The organism is Streptomyces zingiberis (genome assembly GCF_012034935.1).
Lineage (GTDB): Bacteria > Actinomycetota > Actinomycetes > Streptomycetales > Streptomycetaceae > Streptomyces > Streptomyces zingiberis.
Genome location: NZ_JAATEN010000024.1, coordinates 88918 through 103966 on the forward strand (window position 1 = coordinate 88918; position 15049 = coordinate 103966).

Consider the following 15049-nt stretch of genomic DNA (forward strand, 5'->3'; position numbering starts at 1 on the left):
CTCCGGGCAGGCGCTCCGAGAAGGCGGTTTCTCCGGCCGATCTGCGCAATATGGTCAAGGCGGGCACGATCGACACGGTGTTGCTCGCGCTGCCCGACCTGCAGGGGCGGCTGAAGGGGAAGCGGTACGACGCGGGCCATTTCCTCAAGCGCGTCATACACAACGGCGCGGAGATGTGCGCGTACACCTTGGCGACCGATGTTGAGATGAGCCCGGCTGATGGCTTCGAGCTGACCTCGTGGGACAGCGGCTATCAGGACCTGACGGTTCGGCCGGATCTGGCGAGTGTGCGCGTGGTGCCGTGGATGCCGCGTACCGCCGTGGTGCTCGGCCACGCCGTGCACGAGTGTGGCACGCCCATCGGGGTCGCGCCCCGCCAGATCCTGCACCGGCAACTGGCCCGACTCGCCCGGCATGGCCTGCACCCCCAGGCCGGTATCGAAACCGAGTTCGTCCTCTACCAGGGCGCCTACGCCGAGGCCGAACAGACCGGGTATCACGGGCTGCGGCCGGTGACGACGCAGAACCTGGACTACGCCCTCGACCATGATCCGGTCTCCGACCGGTTCTTCCGCCGCCTGCAACGGGCACTCGCCGGCGCCGGCATGCCCATCGAGGCAATCAAGACCGAGGCGGGCCCCGGTCAGGTCGAGGTGACCTTCCCGTACGGACCGGCGCTGACCGCCTGCGACCAGCACCTGCTCTTCAAGCACGCCGTCCGCACGCTGGGCTCGCGCGCCGGGCTGACCCCCACCTTCATGGCCGCCCCCGAGACGGGCCGGGCCAACGGCCTGCACCTGCATGTGTCGCTGTGGTCGAAGTCCATCAGCCAATTCCACGCCCACGATAACGACCACGAACTGTCCCCGACGGGGCGGCACGCGATCGCGGGTCTCCTGGCCGGCCTGCCGGACCTCGGCCCGTTCTACGCGCCGAACGTCAACTCCTACAAGCGGTTCACACCCGGCTCCTTCGCGCCGACCGTGATGAGTTGGGGCCGCGACAACCGCACCTGTGCCGTCCGCGTCGTCGGCCGCGGGGAGGGGCTTCATCTGGAGATCCGGGTGCCCGGAGCGGATGCCAACCCGTATCTGGCCCTGTCCGCCGTGCTAGCGGCCATCGATCACGGTATCGAGCAGCAGCTGCCCCTCGGCACCGAGGAAACCGGCAACGCCTACCGCGGAAGCGGAACACTCGTGCCGCCCACCCTCGCCGACGCCTTGGTCGCCTTCCAGGCAAGCACCCTGGCCCAGAACGCGTTCGGCACCGAGGTCGTCGAGCACTACGCCCGTCTCGCCCGCCTGGAACTCGACCACCACGAGCGCCTGGTCACCGACGCCGAACGGCAGCGGTGGCTGGCCCGCGCCTGACGACCACGCCCATCGAGAAGGAAAGGATCCAAGGCTCCCGTGAGTGCACGACCGGCGCGCCCAGCCGCCACGCCCCTCGATCTCACCCCCGCACAGGTTCGGATTGTTCAGAAGGTCGCGGAGGGTAAGAGCACCGGTGCGATCGCATCCGACCTGACGATCACTGCCGGAACGATCAACGTGCAGATGAAGCACTGCGGTCAGAAGCTCGGGGTCAGCGGCCGGGCGGCCGTCGTCCACGCCTGCTACGTCACGGGGCAGCTCAAACGCCCCGAGAAGGTCGCCTTCCCGGCGACCTTCTCGGAGGCCGAGATTGAGACGTGGCAGATGATTGCCGCCGGTGCGGCCTCGAAGGACTACGCCGACCGGGCCCGCATCAGCCGCGGCGAAGCCCTGAAGCGGATCAAGGCGCTCCGAGAGCGCGTCCGGGCGGACAACGACCCGCACCTGGTGACGCTCGGCTGGACGTACGAGGTCCTCGACGAGTCCCTCGTGGAGATGCTCTCCGGAACGGTCCTCCGTGCCCCGGCTCAGCTATGACCAGCTCACGCCGCATTGTCAGTGCCCTCTGGCACACTCCCCACCCGCACGCAAGTACTCAGAGCACCCAGTCCCTCACAATGCGCGATTCGGCTGGGTGGCTTGGTCAACGGAAGGGCACACCAGACGTGACCGATATGCCCAGTGCACTCCACCAGCTGGTGGAATCGGTGACCGACACATACACCGTCATTGCCGAGCACCCCCGGCCCGGCAACAACAGGCCGTCCCTCTGGGAGATCGACGGGCTCTACGGCGCGCGGTGGTTCGCCAAACAGCACGCAGGCCCGAAGCTGCACCGGCGCGAGGTCGACACGTACCGGAAGTGGACGGTCTGCCTGGGCGCCGACCGCGCGCCCGAACTGATCGCTGCCGACACACAGACGCGCTCCGTCCTGGTCACCGCAGTGCCCGGACGAAGCCTGGACACACTGCGACTGCCAGCCGAGCAGGAGCGCAAGGCGTACGAGCAGGCCGGTGAACTCCTGGCCCGGCATCACACCGCAGCAACGGACGCGCCAGCCACGGACGCGGCCGAAGAGACCTGGGACGCGACCGCTGCAAAGCTGCTGGATGGTGCCGCGTCCTACGTACCGGAACACGACATCGCGATGGTGCGGGCGCTAGCCATGGAAGCTCCGCCGCGTCTGCCGCACGTGGCAGCACACGGCGACTACATGCCCAAGAACTGGATGTGGGACGACACCGAGCAACGGCTTCGGATCATCGACTTCGAGCGGGCCGAACTCCAGCCCGCTGCCCGCCGGGACTTCAGCCGCCTGCGCTACCGGGTCCTGCTACAACGCCTTGACCTCATTGCCGCCTTTCACCACGGGTACGGCCGCCAGCTCACCGACGACGAACTGGCGGCATGCCGGGCCTACGGGGCTTTGGACGCCCTCGACTCGCTGTCCTGGGGGATCCAGCACCGCGACATCGGGCTCGTCGACGAAGCCCACACCATGCTGGAGAACCTGCGCCGAGAGAACGGTACGCGTATGTGGGGCGGGTGGGGTGCGTGAACGCCTTTGCCGGAACCTCCTCCTATTACCGGCGCTTCCGCCCCGGCATCCCAGCTGATCTCGCTGCACTTCTCGCCCATGAAACGCCCGCGGGCTCTCCGCGGCGCCTGCTCGATGTCGGCACCGGTCCAGGGCTCGTTGCCCTTGCGCTCGCGCCGTACTTCGACGACGTGATCGCTGTCGATTCCGACCCGACGATGTGCGCCGAGGCCGATGCCGTACTCCGTCCCGCGCTCTCAGCTGGTCACCGTTTGCAGATTGGGCACGCGCTCGCAGAGGACTTCGAACCGCCGGCGGGATGGCAGCCGCACCTCGTGACGTGTGGCCGTGTCTTTCACTGGCTCGACCAACGCCACTTCCTCAACCGCCTGGCCGAGTACGTCGCGCCCGGCAGTGTGCTGGCGGTGTTCAGCGACCGCAGTCTGTGGACCGCCGCCAGCGCCTGGCAGCAGGCCGTCCGCGCCGTCGTCCAGGAATTCCTCGGCGAGCAGCGGCGCGCAGGGGACGGCATCTTCGGTCCGGACGGGCCGCCGTATGAGGAGGTGCTGCGCGCTTCCGCCTTCTGCGATGTCACCACCGCGGCCATCCCCGTGCGCCGCGAGTGGAGCATCGACGAGGTCATCGGCTACCTGTACTCGACGTCGTTCGCGGCCCCGCACCTGTTCGGCCACCGCCGCGAGGCATTCGAGGCTGCCGTCGCCGACGCCCTTACGCCTTTCCTCGACAGCGGGTTCCTCGTGGAGGACAACGCGTTCACTGTCCTCACCGCACGGCGGCCCTCCTCCAGAGGCCGGTGAGGGGGATGAGCGATGCGGACTGGAACGCGTCCGTGGCAGCTGACGTACTGGAGGAGCGGTACGGGCTGGTTGCGCTCGTGGTTGAGCCCGTGCCCATGGGCACGGACACGATCAACCGGCGGGTCCTGACCGAGGACGGACTACGGCTGTTCGTCAAGGAGTACCGGTCCAGTGCGGACGTGGAGGCGGCTCGCACCGCCTGGGACATGTCGGAGTACTGCCGGGCCGCGGGCCTTCCCATCCCGCGTGTCTGGGACGACAAGGATGGCAACCTGGTCACAATCGCGGAGGGAAGCGCGTGGGCCGTGGTTGACGAGGCGCCCGGCCGTGTGACCACCTCGGCGATGACGGTGCCGCTCGCTGAAAGTATCGGCGCGGTGATGGGGCGAATGCACCGCGTTCTGGCTGCCTACCCGCTGCCGAAGCACGTGCAACAGTCCCGCTGGCGGACCGGCAGGGTCGAGGACGCAGTCGCCAAGTGCGACACCGTGATGGCCACGGCGCTGCGGCAGGAGCACGAGGGCCATGAGCAGCTCCGGGCCGACCTCGATCAGCGGCGGAAGGACCTGAAGAACCACGTGCCCCGGTTGCGCAAGCACTTGCCGGGCACGTTGGTGGAGCAGGCGCTGCACGCTGACCTCTCCCGCACCAACTTGATCGTCCTCGCTGATGTCGTCACCGGTGTCATCGACTTCCGGGGCGCAACCGGCATGCCGGCCTGGGAGCTGGGCCGGGCCGCGTTCGATCCGCGCACCGTGGCCACCAGCCCGGAATGGGACGCCTGCGCACTGGCCATGGTGGGCGCCTACCACGCAGAGAACCCCAGCCTCCCTCTCGAGGAAATCCGAGCCTGCGCCCGGATCGCATTGCTGTACATGCTGTTCAGCTTCTACGGCGCCACGACTGCCGAATACGGGCTTCCGCCCGAAGCGGAAGCCGACCTGAAGCGGCACTGGAACGAGCGGCAGACCGCCATCCGCCGCTTGCTGAACAGCCTTTCCGACCTCGATGACGGGTTCGCCAGCCTCCCCACGGGCGGAGGCCGCTCGTGACAAACCCACCGCGCATCGGCCCACAGGTCAACCCTCTCGGACCTCACCCACTGCGGGATGACGCCAATCGCTCGACGAACGTTCCCCACCTGCCGCCCACAGGGGAACCCCGACTCCATCCGCTTTCCGACATCCAGTTCGGCGTGACCCACCTTGCCCTCGAACTCGTCGAGCGCGGCCACCGCACCCCGCCCGCCTCTACCAGCTCGCCCGCTCCTGACCCTCACGCCACCAACCGCCGAAGGAGACAGCCCGTTGGCCTACACCGAACAAAAGGAATGGGACGAGCACTACGCCGGAGGGCAGGGCTTCCGGCAGCTCGGGGAGAGTGAGCAGAGGCTGCTGGCCGAGCATGTTCCCGCCCCCGCCGAAGACGGCCGCGCTCTCGACCTCGGCTGCGGTCTGGGGGACCTGGCCGCCTACCTGGCGTCGCTGGGCTACACGGTCGACGCGGTGGACTGGTCCGAGAGCGCCCTCGCCCGCGCCCGCGACCAGGGGTCCGGAGTGCAGTGGCTGAGCCTTGACATCGAACAAGGCGACCTCGAGCCGCTCCGCGAGGGCGGCTACGACCTGATCACGCTCCGGCTGATGTATGCGTTCCTAGGCGACCGCACCCGCGTCATGCACGAACTCGGCTGCCAGCTGCGCGAGGGTGGCGCGATCGTCGTCATCACCCCGCTCGCCGCGAACACTCCCGCAGACAGGCAGGACATCGCCCTGGACGAGAAGGAGATCAGCCTGCTGGCCAGCGGGTGGGAACGGATCCAGCGATTCGATGCGGACGGGTTGGCCGTGCTCATCCTGCGCGGCCCACGCCAGGAACACGCCAAACCTGTAGAGAAGGAACGGCCCACCACGCATGCGGTGACCGGTGCCTGCGCGGTGGTCACCGACGGCAACGGCCGAGTCCTGCTGGGCCGCACCAGCAACATGTGGGAGCTGCCCGGCGGACGCACCGACGCCTCGGAACCGTTCGAGGAGGCAGCGGTGAGGCAACTGGCCGAGGAGACCGGCCTGATCGCCGACCGGGCTGACGCCCACGTGCTGACGATGCTCTGGGACGATAGCCACGGCGTCCCCCGCCTGACCGCCGTGGTCCGCCTCACCGCCTTCTCCGGCACCCTCACCTGCCGTGAGCTCACCAAGTTCTCACGGTGGGAGTGGCACCCTCTGCACCTCCTGGCCCACCTCGATCGGATCTTCGCCCCGTCGGCTCACGCACTCAACGTGGTCTGGCCCGGCGTCATCCCCGGCCTGTCACCCGTCCACGACTACCCGCACGCCACCAGCCAGCTGCCCGTGCCCGGCGAGTCGGCCGAAGCCATCCGGCTGCGCCAGAAGATGGCCGAGACGGTCATCGCCGGCGGATGGGCCCCGTCCGAGCCGGTCCAGCAGGCGCTGCGCACGGTGCCCCGCCACCGCTTCGTCCCGGAGAAGGACCTCAAGACCGCATACGACGGCACCGACCGGGCCGTCATCACCCGCCGCGACGAGACCGGGCAGGCGACCAGTTCGGTGTCCGCAGCCTGGCTCCAGGCTGACATGATCGAGAGCCTTTGCCTGAAGCCGGGGGCGAGCGTGTTCGAGGCGGGCTCCGGCGGCTACAACGCCGAACTGATCGCCCACGTCACCGGCCCCACGGGACGGGTCGTGAGCGGCGACATCGACCCGTACGTCGTGCGCCGGACCCACCGGTTCCTCGCAGAAGTCGGCAGCGGACGTGTCACCGTCTTCCACGGCGACGCGGCCCTCGGCGCACCCCCCAGTCTCGTGCCCCGGGGCGGATTCGACGGAAGCATGATCACGTACAACGTGTGGGATATCGCCTCGGCCTGGCGAGAGCAGCTTGCCGAGGGCGGGCGCCTGGTCCTGCCGCTCGAGATCCACGGCTACACCAGGGCCATCACCTTCGAGCGTCGCGGTGCTGTTTTGCACGCCCGGAAGTTCACGCACTGCGGATTCGTCCGCGCCCAGGGCGAGCATGCCCACAGCACCCCAGTCCTCGACCTCCTCGGTGGTGAACTGCAGCTCCGTTTTGAGGACGGCGACGCTGGCCCCACGGAGGGGGTGGAGGAGGCGTTGCGCGGGCAGCGGCACGAGGTCGCCACGGGGGTGACCATGGACAGCGGCTTCTACTTCGGCTCACTTCAGCTCTACGCGGCCACGACCGTGCCTGGCTTCTGTCGGTTGGCCGTCCTCCAGGAGCCGAGGGCCGGGGTCACTCAGATCACGAAGGGCAGGGACGCGCCGGCGATCCTCGGCGACGCCTCGCTGGCCTACCTCATCCATGTCCCGACCCGGCACGGAGACAGCCCGGCCGAGAGGGAGTGGGAGTGGGTCGTCCACGGCTTCGGCGAGCGGGGCACGCAGCTCGCCGAGCAGCTGGTGGAGACGGTGAGGGCCTGGGACCGTTACGTGCGCAGCGACGACGGCACGGGAGGCGACCCGATTCTGACTGTCCATCCGGCCGGCACGTCCGACCGTTTGCTGCCCGCCGGGGACGTCTTGGACAAGCGTGACTGCCGCTTGGTGTTCCAGTGGCCGGGCCGTAACGCACTTGCCCCGGCCCCCGTTGAGGGCACCGAAGAAGTCGCCGCGACAGTGGAGGAGGCAGGGTCCTCTGGCTGAAGGGGGCCGTTCGGCGGCGGGAAGTGCGCCCTTGTCTCGATGACCACTCGCTCGGAGTCCGGGGCCGGAGTCCGCCCCTCGACTTCCGTAGCTAGTTACTCGACCACTGTCCGTGTCCAGGCGCACTACGGCCGTACTGTCCAGCATCGCCGACGCCAGGCGCCGATGGCATGAGACAGTCAGCCGCGTGCCCGGAACACGTCTCGCCTGGCGCCGCACCAGCGTTCGTCAGCGCATCGCGCTGAATACAACAGCGGCGGCCAGCCCTCCAAGCAGGGCGCCGACAACCGTCTGGGCGGGAGTATGGTCGCGGAGCGCGACGCGGGACCAGCCGATTGCCGCGATGCCGAGTACCAGCGGTGCCATGCTCGCGCCGTAGGCGAGGAGCAGGATCACGACCACTCCGCCGGCAACGGCAGTGTGGACCGAGACCTTCCACCAGACGGTCACCATCATGGTTGTGATGAGGCCGACGAGCATGGCGACGACCAGGGCGAAGACCTCGCGGGGTGCCTGGAGCGCGACGAGCAGCGAGATGCCGATCAGTACCGACGCCATCGTGGCGAGGAGAGGCACGGCGCGCTGCTCACGGACTCGCACGTGTTTGTCGGTCCAGTGGCCGCGCTTCACCCCGAGCATGATGACGGCGAACGGAATGCCACCGCAGAACAGGGCAGCCAGTAGGCCCCAGCCGAGCCCTGTGACGCTGCTCGTGCTGTGCCAGCCGATGATCAGCAGTATCGCAACGACGAGGTTGGCCGGCGCGAGGGTGTCGGTGATGAGGCGGGCCATGCGGGACTCGGTCACTGTGTCGTCTCCAGCGTTCGGGCGTGGTCGAGCTTGGCGGCGAATGCACGGGTGAGGTCGGAGTCGTAGGCCCTGGCAAGTTGTTTGAGCGCGTGGATCTCGCTGGGCAGATCTCGGCCGCCGCTGGCGGGGGGAAGCGGCTCGCCGGACGAGGGCTCGTTGTGCTGCCGGGCTTGTTGGGCGCCGATGATCCAGCAGGCTTCGCCTGCGATGTCGGCTTGGGCACCGATGAGGCCGGAGGCCGCGACGTGGGCGCGGGCCCGGTCGCGCAGCGCGCTGGGGGCGTGTTCGCTGAGGGTTAGCACGGCGTCTCGGATCTCGATGGTGCGGCGGTACAGCCGGTCGTGAACGTGACGGGGCCGGAGAATCTCGGAGGCCCATCGCCTGGGCGGGTCGAGACGAACGTCGGGTACGGCGTCCGTGAGGCTGAGCCAGAGCGGGTACAGCTGCAGCAGGTCGCGGTATTCACGGCTCCAGCGGCGCAGTCGGCCGGCGGCGGGCAGCGTGCTACCGATCACGATGAAGAGCAGCGCGCTGAAGAGCAACAGACCGCTGATCGCTTCAGTCGTGCCGGCCGAAAGGGGGCTCTGCCCCAGAAAACGCAGCACCACGGCGGCCACGCGGTGCATGGCGTAGACCATGCCGATGGTCGTTCCGATGCCCGTGAGGCGCAGGCCACGGCCGAGGAGGCCGGTGCCGGGCTGCCGGCCCCAGCGCCAGCACAGCCGGGAGGCGCTGAACAGCGCCGCCCCGAGGTACGCCGTCCACACCCCTCCATAGGCAGCGATGCGCCAGTCGGTGGCGTACTCGGTCAGCAGATCGACCGCTTCGTGCGGCTGCGGAGTGGCCATGAACAGCACCGTGATGATGGCTGCCGCAGTGGTCGGGACCACTAGGTGGAGGCGGGAGGACTTAAGGCCGGCTGCCTTCTCCTCGGCCATGTTGTGGACGAAGGTCAGCACTGAGTGCGCCGCGACGATGCCGCTGAGGTGCTTGCCGAGAGAGCTCAAGTTGTTGACGCCGAGTGCAGCGTCCATGGGGGCGGCGATGGAGGACAGCCTGAGCGTCATGGCGACAGCCAGGGCGAGGAAGGCGCTCCACAAGACGCGTTTGCTCGGCTTACGCCATGCGGCCGGGGTGCGCCACGCGGTGACCAGCCACAGCAGGACCGCACAAAGCGTGTCGATCATTCCAGGGCACTCTTACGAGTCGCTGAGCGCGTCGCCCAGGCGCCGCAGGACACTGCTGCGGGGCGTCTTGCTGGTCCGGGAGGTGGCGGCTTTGCCTGCGATCAGCCCTGCGAGACGCTCGGCGTCCCGTTCGTCCTCGGTGCCATAGCTGGTCCTAGTGAGGAGACTGACCACAGTGTCTGGGTCGATGTCGGGGAACAAACCGCCGCCGTCTGTCTGGACGCCGTCGAGGATCGAGCGGTGGCCCAGGAGCATGTGACCGATCTCGTGCAGGATGATGTGGTCTTGGTGCAGCGGGCTTGTCGCCGCCTCGTGGAAGATGTGGTCGGCCTTCTCGGTGGCGATCCATACTCCGCAGGGGGCATCGCTGCCGGAGATGCCGGGGACACTGTGCAGGTGGAGCGGGCGACCGCGCTGCGCCGCGATTCGGTCACAGAAAACCTGCACGTCAAATGGGTCCGGGATGTCGATCGAGGCGAGCACGTCCCCGATGTCCGGGCGGTCTTGACGTCCGTCGCCCGGCTGCTCTCTTCGACTACGCAAGGGCAACTCGGCTCCGCAGGTAGCGCTGTACGTGTCCGCGGCAGATGCGGCGCCGGAACCCAACATTCCGGCACAGGAACGATACGGCAAGCCACAAGGAAATATGCCAGCAGCATGCTCAAATTGAGCTCAACGCAATAATGATCAAGAAATCCGCCTGATTCGGCATCACTTGATCAAGGCTGAATTGCGCGGCAATCCGGGAGCACTCCGCCGCGAACCACGCAGGCAGATTCCCCGTAGTGACCTGCACCACTTCTTCCGTCGGGCCGCACCCTCACACCCCGGGTCACGTCCCGTTCACTCGCTGGATGCTTCACCGTCAGCTAGCCCTTCCAGCTGGCGGGCCCGCTCGATGAATCCCTTGATCGTCTTTAGGGTCTCCACCGACAGGCCGGAGGCCCTGGTGGCGACCTCGACCACATCGTTGTTCCGCATGGTCTCGATCAGTTCCAGCTGGGCAGCGATCCGCTCAGAGGACTCGTCATTGAAGAAGTAGGCGGGAGCGACACCGAAGAAGCCGGCAAGGGCCTCCAGGTGCTTCATGGTGGGATTGTCCTTCTTGCCCTTCCGAAGGGTCCAGATGTAGCTCGCCGAGATGGTGGGGCCCCCCGCCTCTTGGATGGCTTGCGCCACCTCTTCGTAGGTGTACTCACCGCGGTTCTTCGGGTGGACCGTCCTGAAGAGGTGGTCGAGCTTCTCCGCGAGGGTGCGCTGCTTCGCCGGCGCTCCTTCGCTCATACGGGCCCATCCTTCGGTGACTCACAGGGGCTCTTCGACTGGCGTGAACGATACACCGCCAGGCGCAACGATTCCATTCTTGCCAGTTGACGTGATCCATCTTCACTGGTCTATTGTCATCGCAGCTGCATCGACTGGTGCGAATGCGCAGGCAGCGCTTTCGACGCTCCGACGGGAGGGGGACGCCGTGTTCCGTCAAGGTGATGACGGAGAAGGACTCGCACCGTCCCCTGCTGCGGGCAACGGTCCGCCCCGCTTCCCGCCAGGCGCGCGACTTCTACAGGGTTTAAGAACCAAGTCTGGATCTTGACACAGAGTCGTGCGTATGTTCGTCGTCCCCTGGGCAGCCCGCCCGGCACGACGAACACAAGGAGCAACCGGCATGCGCGCACTCCGGGCCTCGTAGGCCCGCATACAGCGACGGCGCCCGAGAGCGGCAACTCCCGGACGCCGAACGCTTCACGGCACAAACCGCCCCGGCAAGGGCGGATATCGCCACCATCACCACGCTGATCCCTTCCACGGGGCGTCTCAGCGTGGCAACACCAAAGGAGAGTGTTACATGCGCTCTGCCCTGCGCAAAAGGCCCGACGGCCTGGCCTGCGCGGCAGCCGCCCCCTTTCCCGCGCCCGCCCGCCTCGGGCGTGAGCGCACCCGTGCCACCGCGCCGGCGTACACCTCCCTCCTGTCGGCCGGGAGCGGCCGATGAGCAGCGACGCCCGCGAGTGGGTGTGGGAGCACAGCTCCAGCCGGGGAACCTCTCGCCTGGTCTTGCTGTCGATCGCCGACCGGGTGCCCGACGAGCAGTGCGCCGCCTGGGCATCCCTCTCCAGCCTGATCGAGCGTACGAACGCCAGCCGTACCGCGGTACGCGACGCCCTCGACAAGCTCATCACCAGCGGCGAGCTGGAGCAGCGCGACGACCTCCAGGGCCCGCAACGGACCACGGTCTACCGCCTGCCCCTCGCCGCCGCGTTCCTGGCCAGGGTCAAGGCCGACGAGGAGAAGGACCCGGCCGCGGAGATCCCCCAAGCACCGGAGGCGCACCCGGTGCCCGAGCTGAGGATCGAGGAGCTTCGGCCGTACGGAATCTGGCCCAAGAACGGTACGGATTCCGGCCCCTCACGCCGGAATGCGACCGGTACGGATTCCGGCCCCTCACGTCGAAATCCGACCCCCCGACGTGCCGGATTCCGACCCTCGGAGGGAACGGATTCCGACCCCCAGAACCGTAGTGAACCGAAGGTGAACCGTAATGGCAGCAGTAGTGCTGCCGTCACCTCAGCCAGCGCATGGCAGGTCGACCCAGCCACCCACGCCTGGGCCCGCCAGCAAGGTCACCTCGCCCGCCTCGGGGAGGACGGCCTGCGCTCCGCCGACGCGAAGTGGCGCGCCCACCGTGCGGCCTGGAAGCCCCGGCCGGCAGGCGCCTGGGCTGCCGACTGGCGTGCCTGGGTCGCCCGAGAGCACGCCCCAGGCCGCCCGAACCTCTACGCCCTGCCCGGAAAGGATCCGGCCCTGGCAGCCGGCATGACCCGCGCAGAGGCGCACACCGCCGCCCTCCTCGCTGCCCTCGACGAGCCGACCGGAACGGAGTAGCCATGGACCGTCGCGAAATCGCCGCCCTGCTGGCGTACATCGGCCGACTCGACCCCCGCACCATCCGCACCGACCAGGGTGAGGCCCGCGACCAGCTCGCTCAGTGGCACGAGCTGCTTGGCGACGTGCCGATGGCCACGCCGCACGGCTGGGACGCCCGCGTCGCCGCCCGCCAGCACATCCGGCTCTCGCCGTACCAGATCCTGCCCGCGGACATCGCCCGCCCGTGGGAGAGCTACCGGCGTGACCGCCTTCAGCGTCACACCGATCCCACCCCCACCGCCGACCCGGACGACCAGGCAGCATGGACCGCCGAGTTGGTCCGCACGCGGCACGCCGTTGCCTCCGGAGCCGCAGCACCCACGACGTACCGGCAGATCGCCAGCGGCCGGGGCGACCCGGGCCTCGAAGGGCACCTCAAGGCGATCGGCCGGTACATACCGGATGCCGTCCGCGCCGAACTCGCCCCCTACCGGCCAGCCCGCGCGGCCCGCGAGGCCGCTGTCGCCCAGGGGCAGCCGGACTTCCTCAGCGTCCGCTGCGAGTGGTGCCACGCGCAGGTCGGCGAGCCGTGCCGCCGTCGGCGCATCGGCCCCGACGGCGGTGCACGCGGTACCGCGCCCCGCGCAACCCCGCACCCCGGACGCGTCGACCTCGCCGCAGCGCGGGTCCAGCAGCCCGCGATGGCCTGACCGGCACACCCTCGGTGCACCCCGCCCGGCGCACCACCGCACACCACCGTCCTGTCCGGCTGCGGCGCCCGCCCTGCGCCGCGGCCGACGCCTGACGCCGCGTCCGCCCACCGTCGGAGTTGACCGGCCGACGCGCCAGCACATCGGAGACAGACTTGCGCACCATCACCACCCACAACGCGCCGGCCACCGGCCTACGCGGCATCGGCGACACCAGCTGGCAGCCGCATGGCGTGTGCCACGGCATGGACCCCGAGGACGCCGACGCAACCTTCTTCCCGCTGCCCCGGGACCATGAAGCCATCGCCGAGGCCAAGGAGCTGTGCGCCCAGTGCCCGGTCAAGCGGGACTGCCTCAACTTCGCCCTCGAGAACGTGCTGAAGGAGGGCATCTGGGGCGGGCTCACCGAGGCCGAACGCCGCCCATGGCACGACGGGCTGCCCCAGCGCCTCGACTACAGCCGGGTGATCGCGTTCTTCAACGGCCGTGACGTGCACCTCACCGCCAAGGAGCAGAAGGTCGTCGTCGATCACGCCTATGCCCGGGGCTGGCGTGCCGACCGGCTCGCGGTCGCCCTGCAGATCAGCCACAAGCACGCCCGCGACCTGCTCACCCAGGCCGCCCACAAGGTCTTCCACCGGGACCTCACCCTGGGCGTGCCCCCGAGGAAGAAGAAGCGGAAGCAGTCGAAGCCGTCCACGAGCAAGCCCCCGACCGGCCAGCACGCCAAGGAACAGCCGGTGTCCCGCCCGGTGAAGTCGACCTCCGCGCACGCCCCTCTCGGAAAGGCAGCATGACCCACCTCTCCCTGTCCTTCGGTGCCGCCCCGGACCTGTCCGTGCTCCTCGCGGTCGGCATCCCCGTCGCCGCCCTGACCCTGGCCCTGACCGGCTGGGCGATCCTCCGTCGGGGAGCCGGCCTGCAGAAGAAACGTTCCGGGAGCGCCGCAGTCACGGTCGCCGCCCTCGCCGCGCTCGGATGCACCATCTACAGCGCGGACACGAGCTGGCGGTTCGCCGCCGACTACCTCGACATGGCCGGCACCGCCGAGCGGGCCGGCATGTTCGCCGCCGCCGAGCTGGCGCTGTTCGCGACCGCGCTAATGGCGCGGCAGAACCTGGCCATCCAAGGGGCACCGGGCATGCCGGGCACCCTGGTCTGGGTCATCACCGGAGTGCAGGTGATCCCCGCCTACGCCGAGAGCGGCCTCGTGGGCGGCACCGTCCGCGCCTTCGTCGGCCCGATCCTGGCGGCCGTGCTGTGGCACCTCGCCATGGGCATCGAACTGCGCCAGCGCACCCCGGGCGCCGCCTCCCGCGGACTGATCGCCACCCTCGGGCGGGAAGCACGCGAACGTCTGCTCTCCCGCCTGGGCATCGCCGCACGCGACCGCGACGCCGCACAGATCACCCGCGACCGCGCCACTGCCCGTGCCGTCACCCTCGCCGCCCGCCTCGCCGAACGCACTCCCAAGCAGCAACAAGGCCGAGGCGGTCGACGGCTTACGCGGCGGCTCTCGAAGGCGATCGGCCGGGCCTCGGTCGGGACGGACCCTGCCCAGCGCGCCCAGCTGCTCGGCCAGCTCGCGGCCCGTCGGCACGCACTCGCCCTCGCCACCATGCCCCTGCCCTCCCCCTGGTCCCCGCACTCCGACGGAGCAAGTCTGGTCCCCGAAACGATCGGCGGGACCGCCGCGCTGAAGGCCGCGGTCCCCAGCGACGGTCCCCGTCCCCACGCCAACCCGGCCGGGGACCGGACCGCACAAGAGAGGGGACCGGTCCCCGGGACCGACCCGGCACCCGGCGGTAGCACGGTCCCAACATCCGGGGACCGTGAGGCGGGGACCGCGAGCACACAAGCTGGGACCGAAGCGTCTGAGCCGGGGACCGACAGGTCCCTAGGCAGCAACGAGGGGACCGGCCAACAGTCGCACGAAGTGCCTGCTCAAACCCCCGCGGGCCAGGGGCCGAGCGGCGCCGAGTCGGGGACCGACCCCACCGGGGACCGGGGACCAACCGACACCGACACGGGGACCGACCCCACCGGGGACCGGGAACCGACCGACACC

At 69.2% G+C, this 15049-nt stretch carries 14 protein-coding genes; 10 read left to right on the top strand and 4 right to left on the bottom strand.

What is annotated here, in order from left to right; translation table 11 throughout:
- Nucleotides 1–206 precede the first annotated feature (206 nt).
- The 6 genes from HCK00_RS23665 to fxlM all read left to right on the top strand — a co-directional run bounded on the left by HCK00_RS23665 (nt 207) and on the right by fxlM (nt 7409).
- Complete coding sequence (locus HCK00_RS23665) at nt 207–1370, top strand: glutamine synthetase family protein (RefSeq protein WP_240966072.1); 1164 nt, start codon at nt 207–209, stop codon at nt 1368–1370.
- A gap of 39 nt (nt 1371–1409) precedes the next feature.
- Nucleotides 1410–1910 carry a helix-turn-helix domain-containing protein gene (locus HCK00_RS23670; RefSeq protein WP_168104063.1) on the top strand — a complete coding sequence of 167 codons (501 nt, stop codon included), beginning with the start codon at nt 1410–1412 and terminating at the stop codon, nt 1908–1910.
- A 170-nt stretch (nt 1911–2080) separates the two neighbouring features.
- Nucleotides 2081–2932: an aminoglycoside phosphotransferase family protein gene (locus HCK00_RS23675; RefSeq protein ID WP_311765456.1), complete on the top strand. Its 852-nt coding sequence runs from the start codon at nt 2081–2083 to the stop codon at nt 2930–2932.
- Nucleotides 2929–3729 carry a class I SAM-dependent methyltransferase gene (locus HCK00_RS23680; protein WP_168104064.1) on the top strand — a complete coding sequence of 267 codons (801 nt, stop codon included), beginning with the start codon at nt 2929–2931 and terminating at the stop codon, nt 3727–3729. The genes HCK00_RS23675 and HCK00_RS23680 overlap by 4 nt, the downstream gene beginning before the upstream one ends.
- Before the next feature lie 5 nt (nt 3730–3734).
- Nucleotides 3735–4781 carry a phosphotransferase enzyme family protein gene (locus HCK00_RS23685; RefSeq protein WP_206320798.1) on the top strand — a complete coding sequence of 349 codons (1047 nt, stop codon included), beginning with the start codon at nt 3735–3737 and terminating at the stop codon, nt 4779–4781.
- Between the two features lie 255 nt (nt 4782–5036).
- Nucleotides 5037–7409 carry a methyltransferase, FxLD system gene (fxlM, locus tag HCK00_RS23690; protein ID WP_168104066.1) on the top strand — a complete coding sequence of 791 codons (2373 nt, stop codon included), beginning with the start codon at nt 5037–5039 and terminating at the stop codon, nt 7407–7409.
- Between the two features lie 228 nt (nt 7410–7637).
- On the opposite strand, the gene HCK00_RS23695 is transcribed toward fxlM, so the two are convergent.
- From HCK00_RS23695 to HCK00_RS23710, 4 genes are all read right to left on the bottom strand, one after another.
- Nucleotides 7638–8201, bottom strand: a complete 564-nt coding sequence (locus HCK00_RS23695) for a phosphatase PAP2 family protein (RefSeq protein ID WP_168104067.1) — start codon at nt 8199–8201, stop codon at nt 7638–7640.
- Between the two features lie 11 nt (nt 8202–8212).
- Nucleotides 8213–9406 carry an MAB_1171c family putative transporter gene (locus HCK00_RS23700; RefSeq protein WP_168104068.1) on the bottom strand — a complete coding sequence of 398 codons (1194 nt, stop codon included), beginning with the start codon at nt 9404–9406 and terminating at the stop codon, nt 8213–8215.
- A gap of 12 nt (nt 9407–9418) precedes the next feature.
- Nucleotides 9419–9889 (bottom strand): hypothetical protein, encoded by a 471-nt coding sequence (locus HCK00_RS23705; RefSeq protein WP_206320799.1) that lies wholly within the window; start codon nt 9887–9889, stop codon nt 9419–9421.
- 360 nt (nt 9890–10249) lie between these two features.
- Complete coding sequence (locus HCK00_RS23710; RefSeq protein WP_168104069.1) at nt 10250–10690, bottom strand: helix-turn-helix domain-containing protein; 441 nt, start codon at nt 10688–10690, stop codon at nt 10250–10252.
- A 705-nt stretch (nt 10691–11395) separates the two neighbouring features.
- Here HCK00_RS23710 and HCK00_RS23715 point away from each other — a divergent pair.
- The 4 genes from HCK00_RS23715 to HCK00_RS23730 all read left to right on the top strand — a co-directional run.
- The gene (locus HCK00_RS23715) at nt 11396–12289 is read left to right on the top strand and encodes a helix-turn-helix domain-containing protein (protein ID WP_168104070.1); all 894 of its coding nucleotides are present in this window, start codon (nt 11396–11398) and stop codon (nt 12287–12289) included.
- Between the two features lie 2 nt (nt 12290–12291).
- Nucleotides 12292–12981, top strand: a complete 690-nt coding sequence (locus HCK00_RS23720) for a zinc finger domain-containing protein (protein WP_168104071.1) — start codon at nt 12292–12294, stop codon at nt 12979–12981.
- A gap of 155 nt (nt 12982–13136) precedes the next feature.
- A complete protein-coding gene (locus HCK00_RS23725; protein WP_168104072.1) occupies nt 13137–13778 on the top strand; it encodes a WhiB family transcriptional regulator in 642 nt (213 codons plus the stop codon).
- A partial coding sequence (locus tag HCK00_RS23730) for a hypothetical protein (RefSeq protein WP_168104073.1) occupies nt 13775–15049 on the top strand: 1275 nt, incomplete at its 3' end. The genes HCK00_RS23725 and HCK00_RS23730, both read left to right, overlap by 4 nt.

Bases quoted from the DNA above. Each gene is read 5' to 3' on its own strand.
- HCK00_RS23715 (WP_168104070.1), top strand. From the start codon at position 11,396: ATGAGCAGCGACGCCCGCGAGTGGGTGTGGGAGCACAGCTCCAGCCGG.
- HCK00_RS23665 (WP_240966072.1), top strand. From the start codon at position 207: ATGAGCCCGGCTGATGGCTTCGAGCTGACCTCGTGGGACAGCGGCTAT.
- HCK00_RS23685 (WP_206320798.1), top strand. From the start codon at position 3,735: ATGAGCGATGCGGACTGGAACGCGTCCGTGGCAGCTGACGTACTGGAG.
- HCK00_RS23720 (WP_168104071.1), top strand. From the start codon at position 12,292: ATGGACCGTCGCGAAATCGCCGCCCTGCTGGCGTACATCGGCCGACTC.
- HCK00_RS23695 (WP_168104067.1), bottom strand. From the start codon at position 8,201: ATGGCCCGCCTCATCACCGACACCCTCGCGCCGGCCAACCTCGTCGTT.
- HCK00_RS23710 (WP_168104069.1), bottom strand. From the start codon at position 10,690: ATGAGCGAAGGAGCGCCGGCGAAGCAGCGCACCCTCGCGGAGAAGCTC.
- HCK00_RS23700 (WP_168104068.1), bottom strand. From the start codon at position 9,406: ATGATCGACACGCTTTGTGCGGTCCTGCTGTGGCTGGTCACCGCGTGG.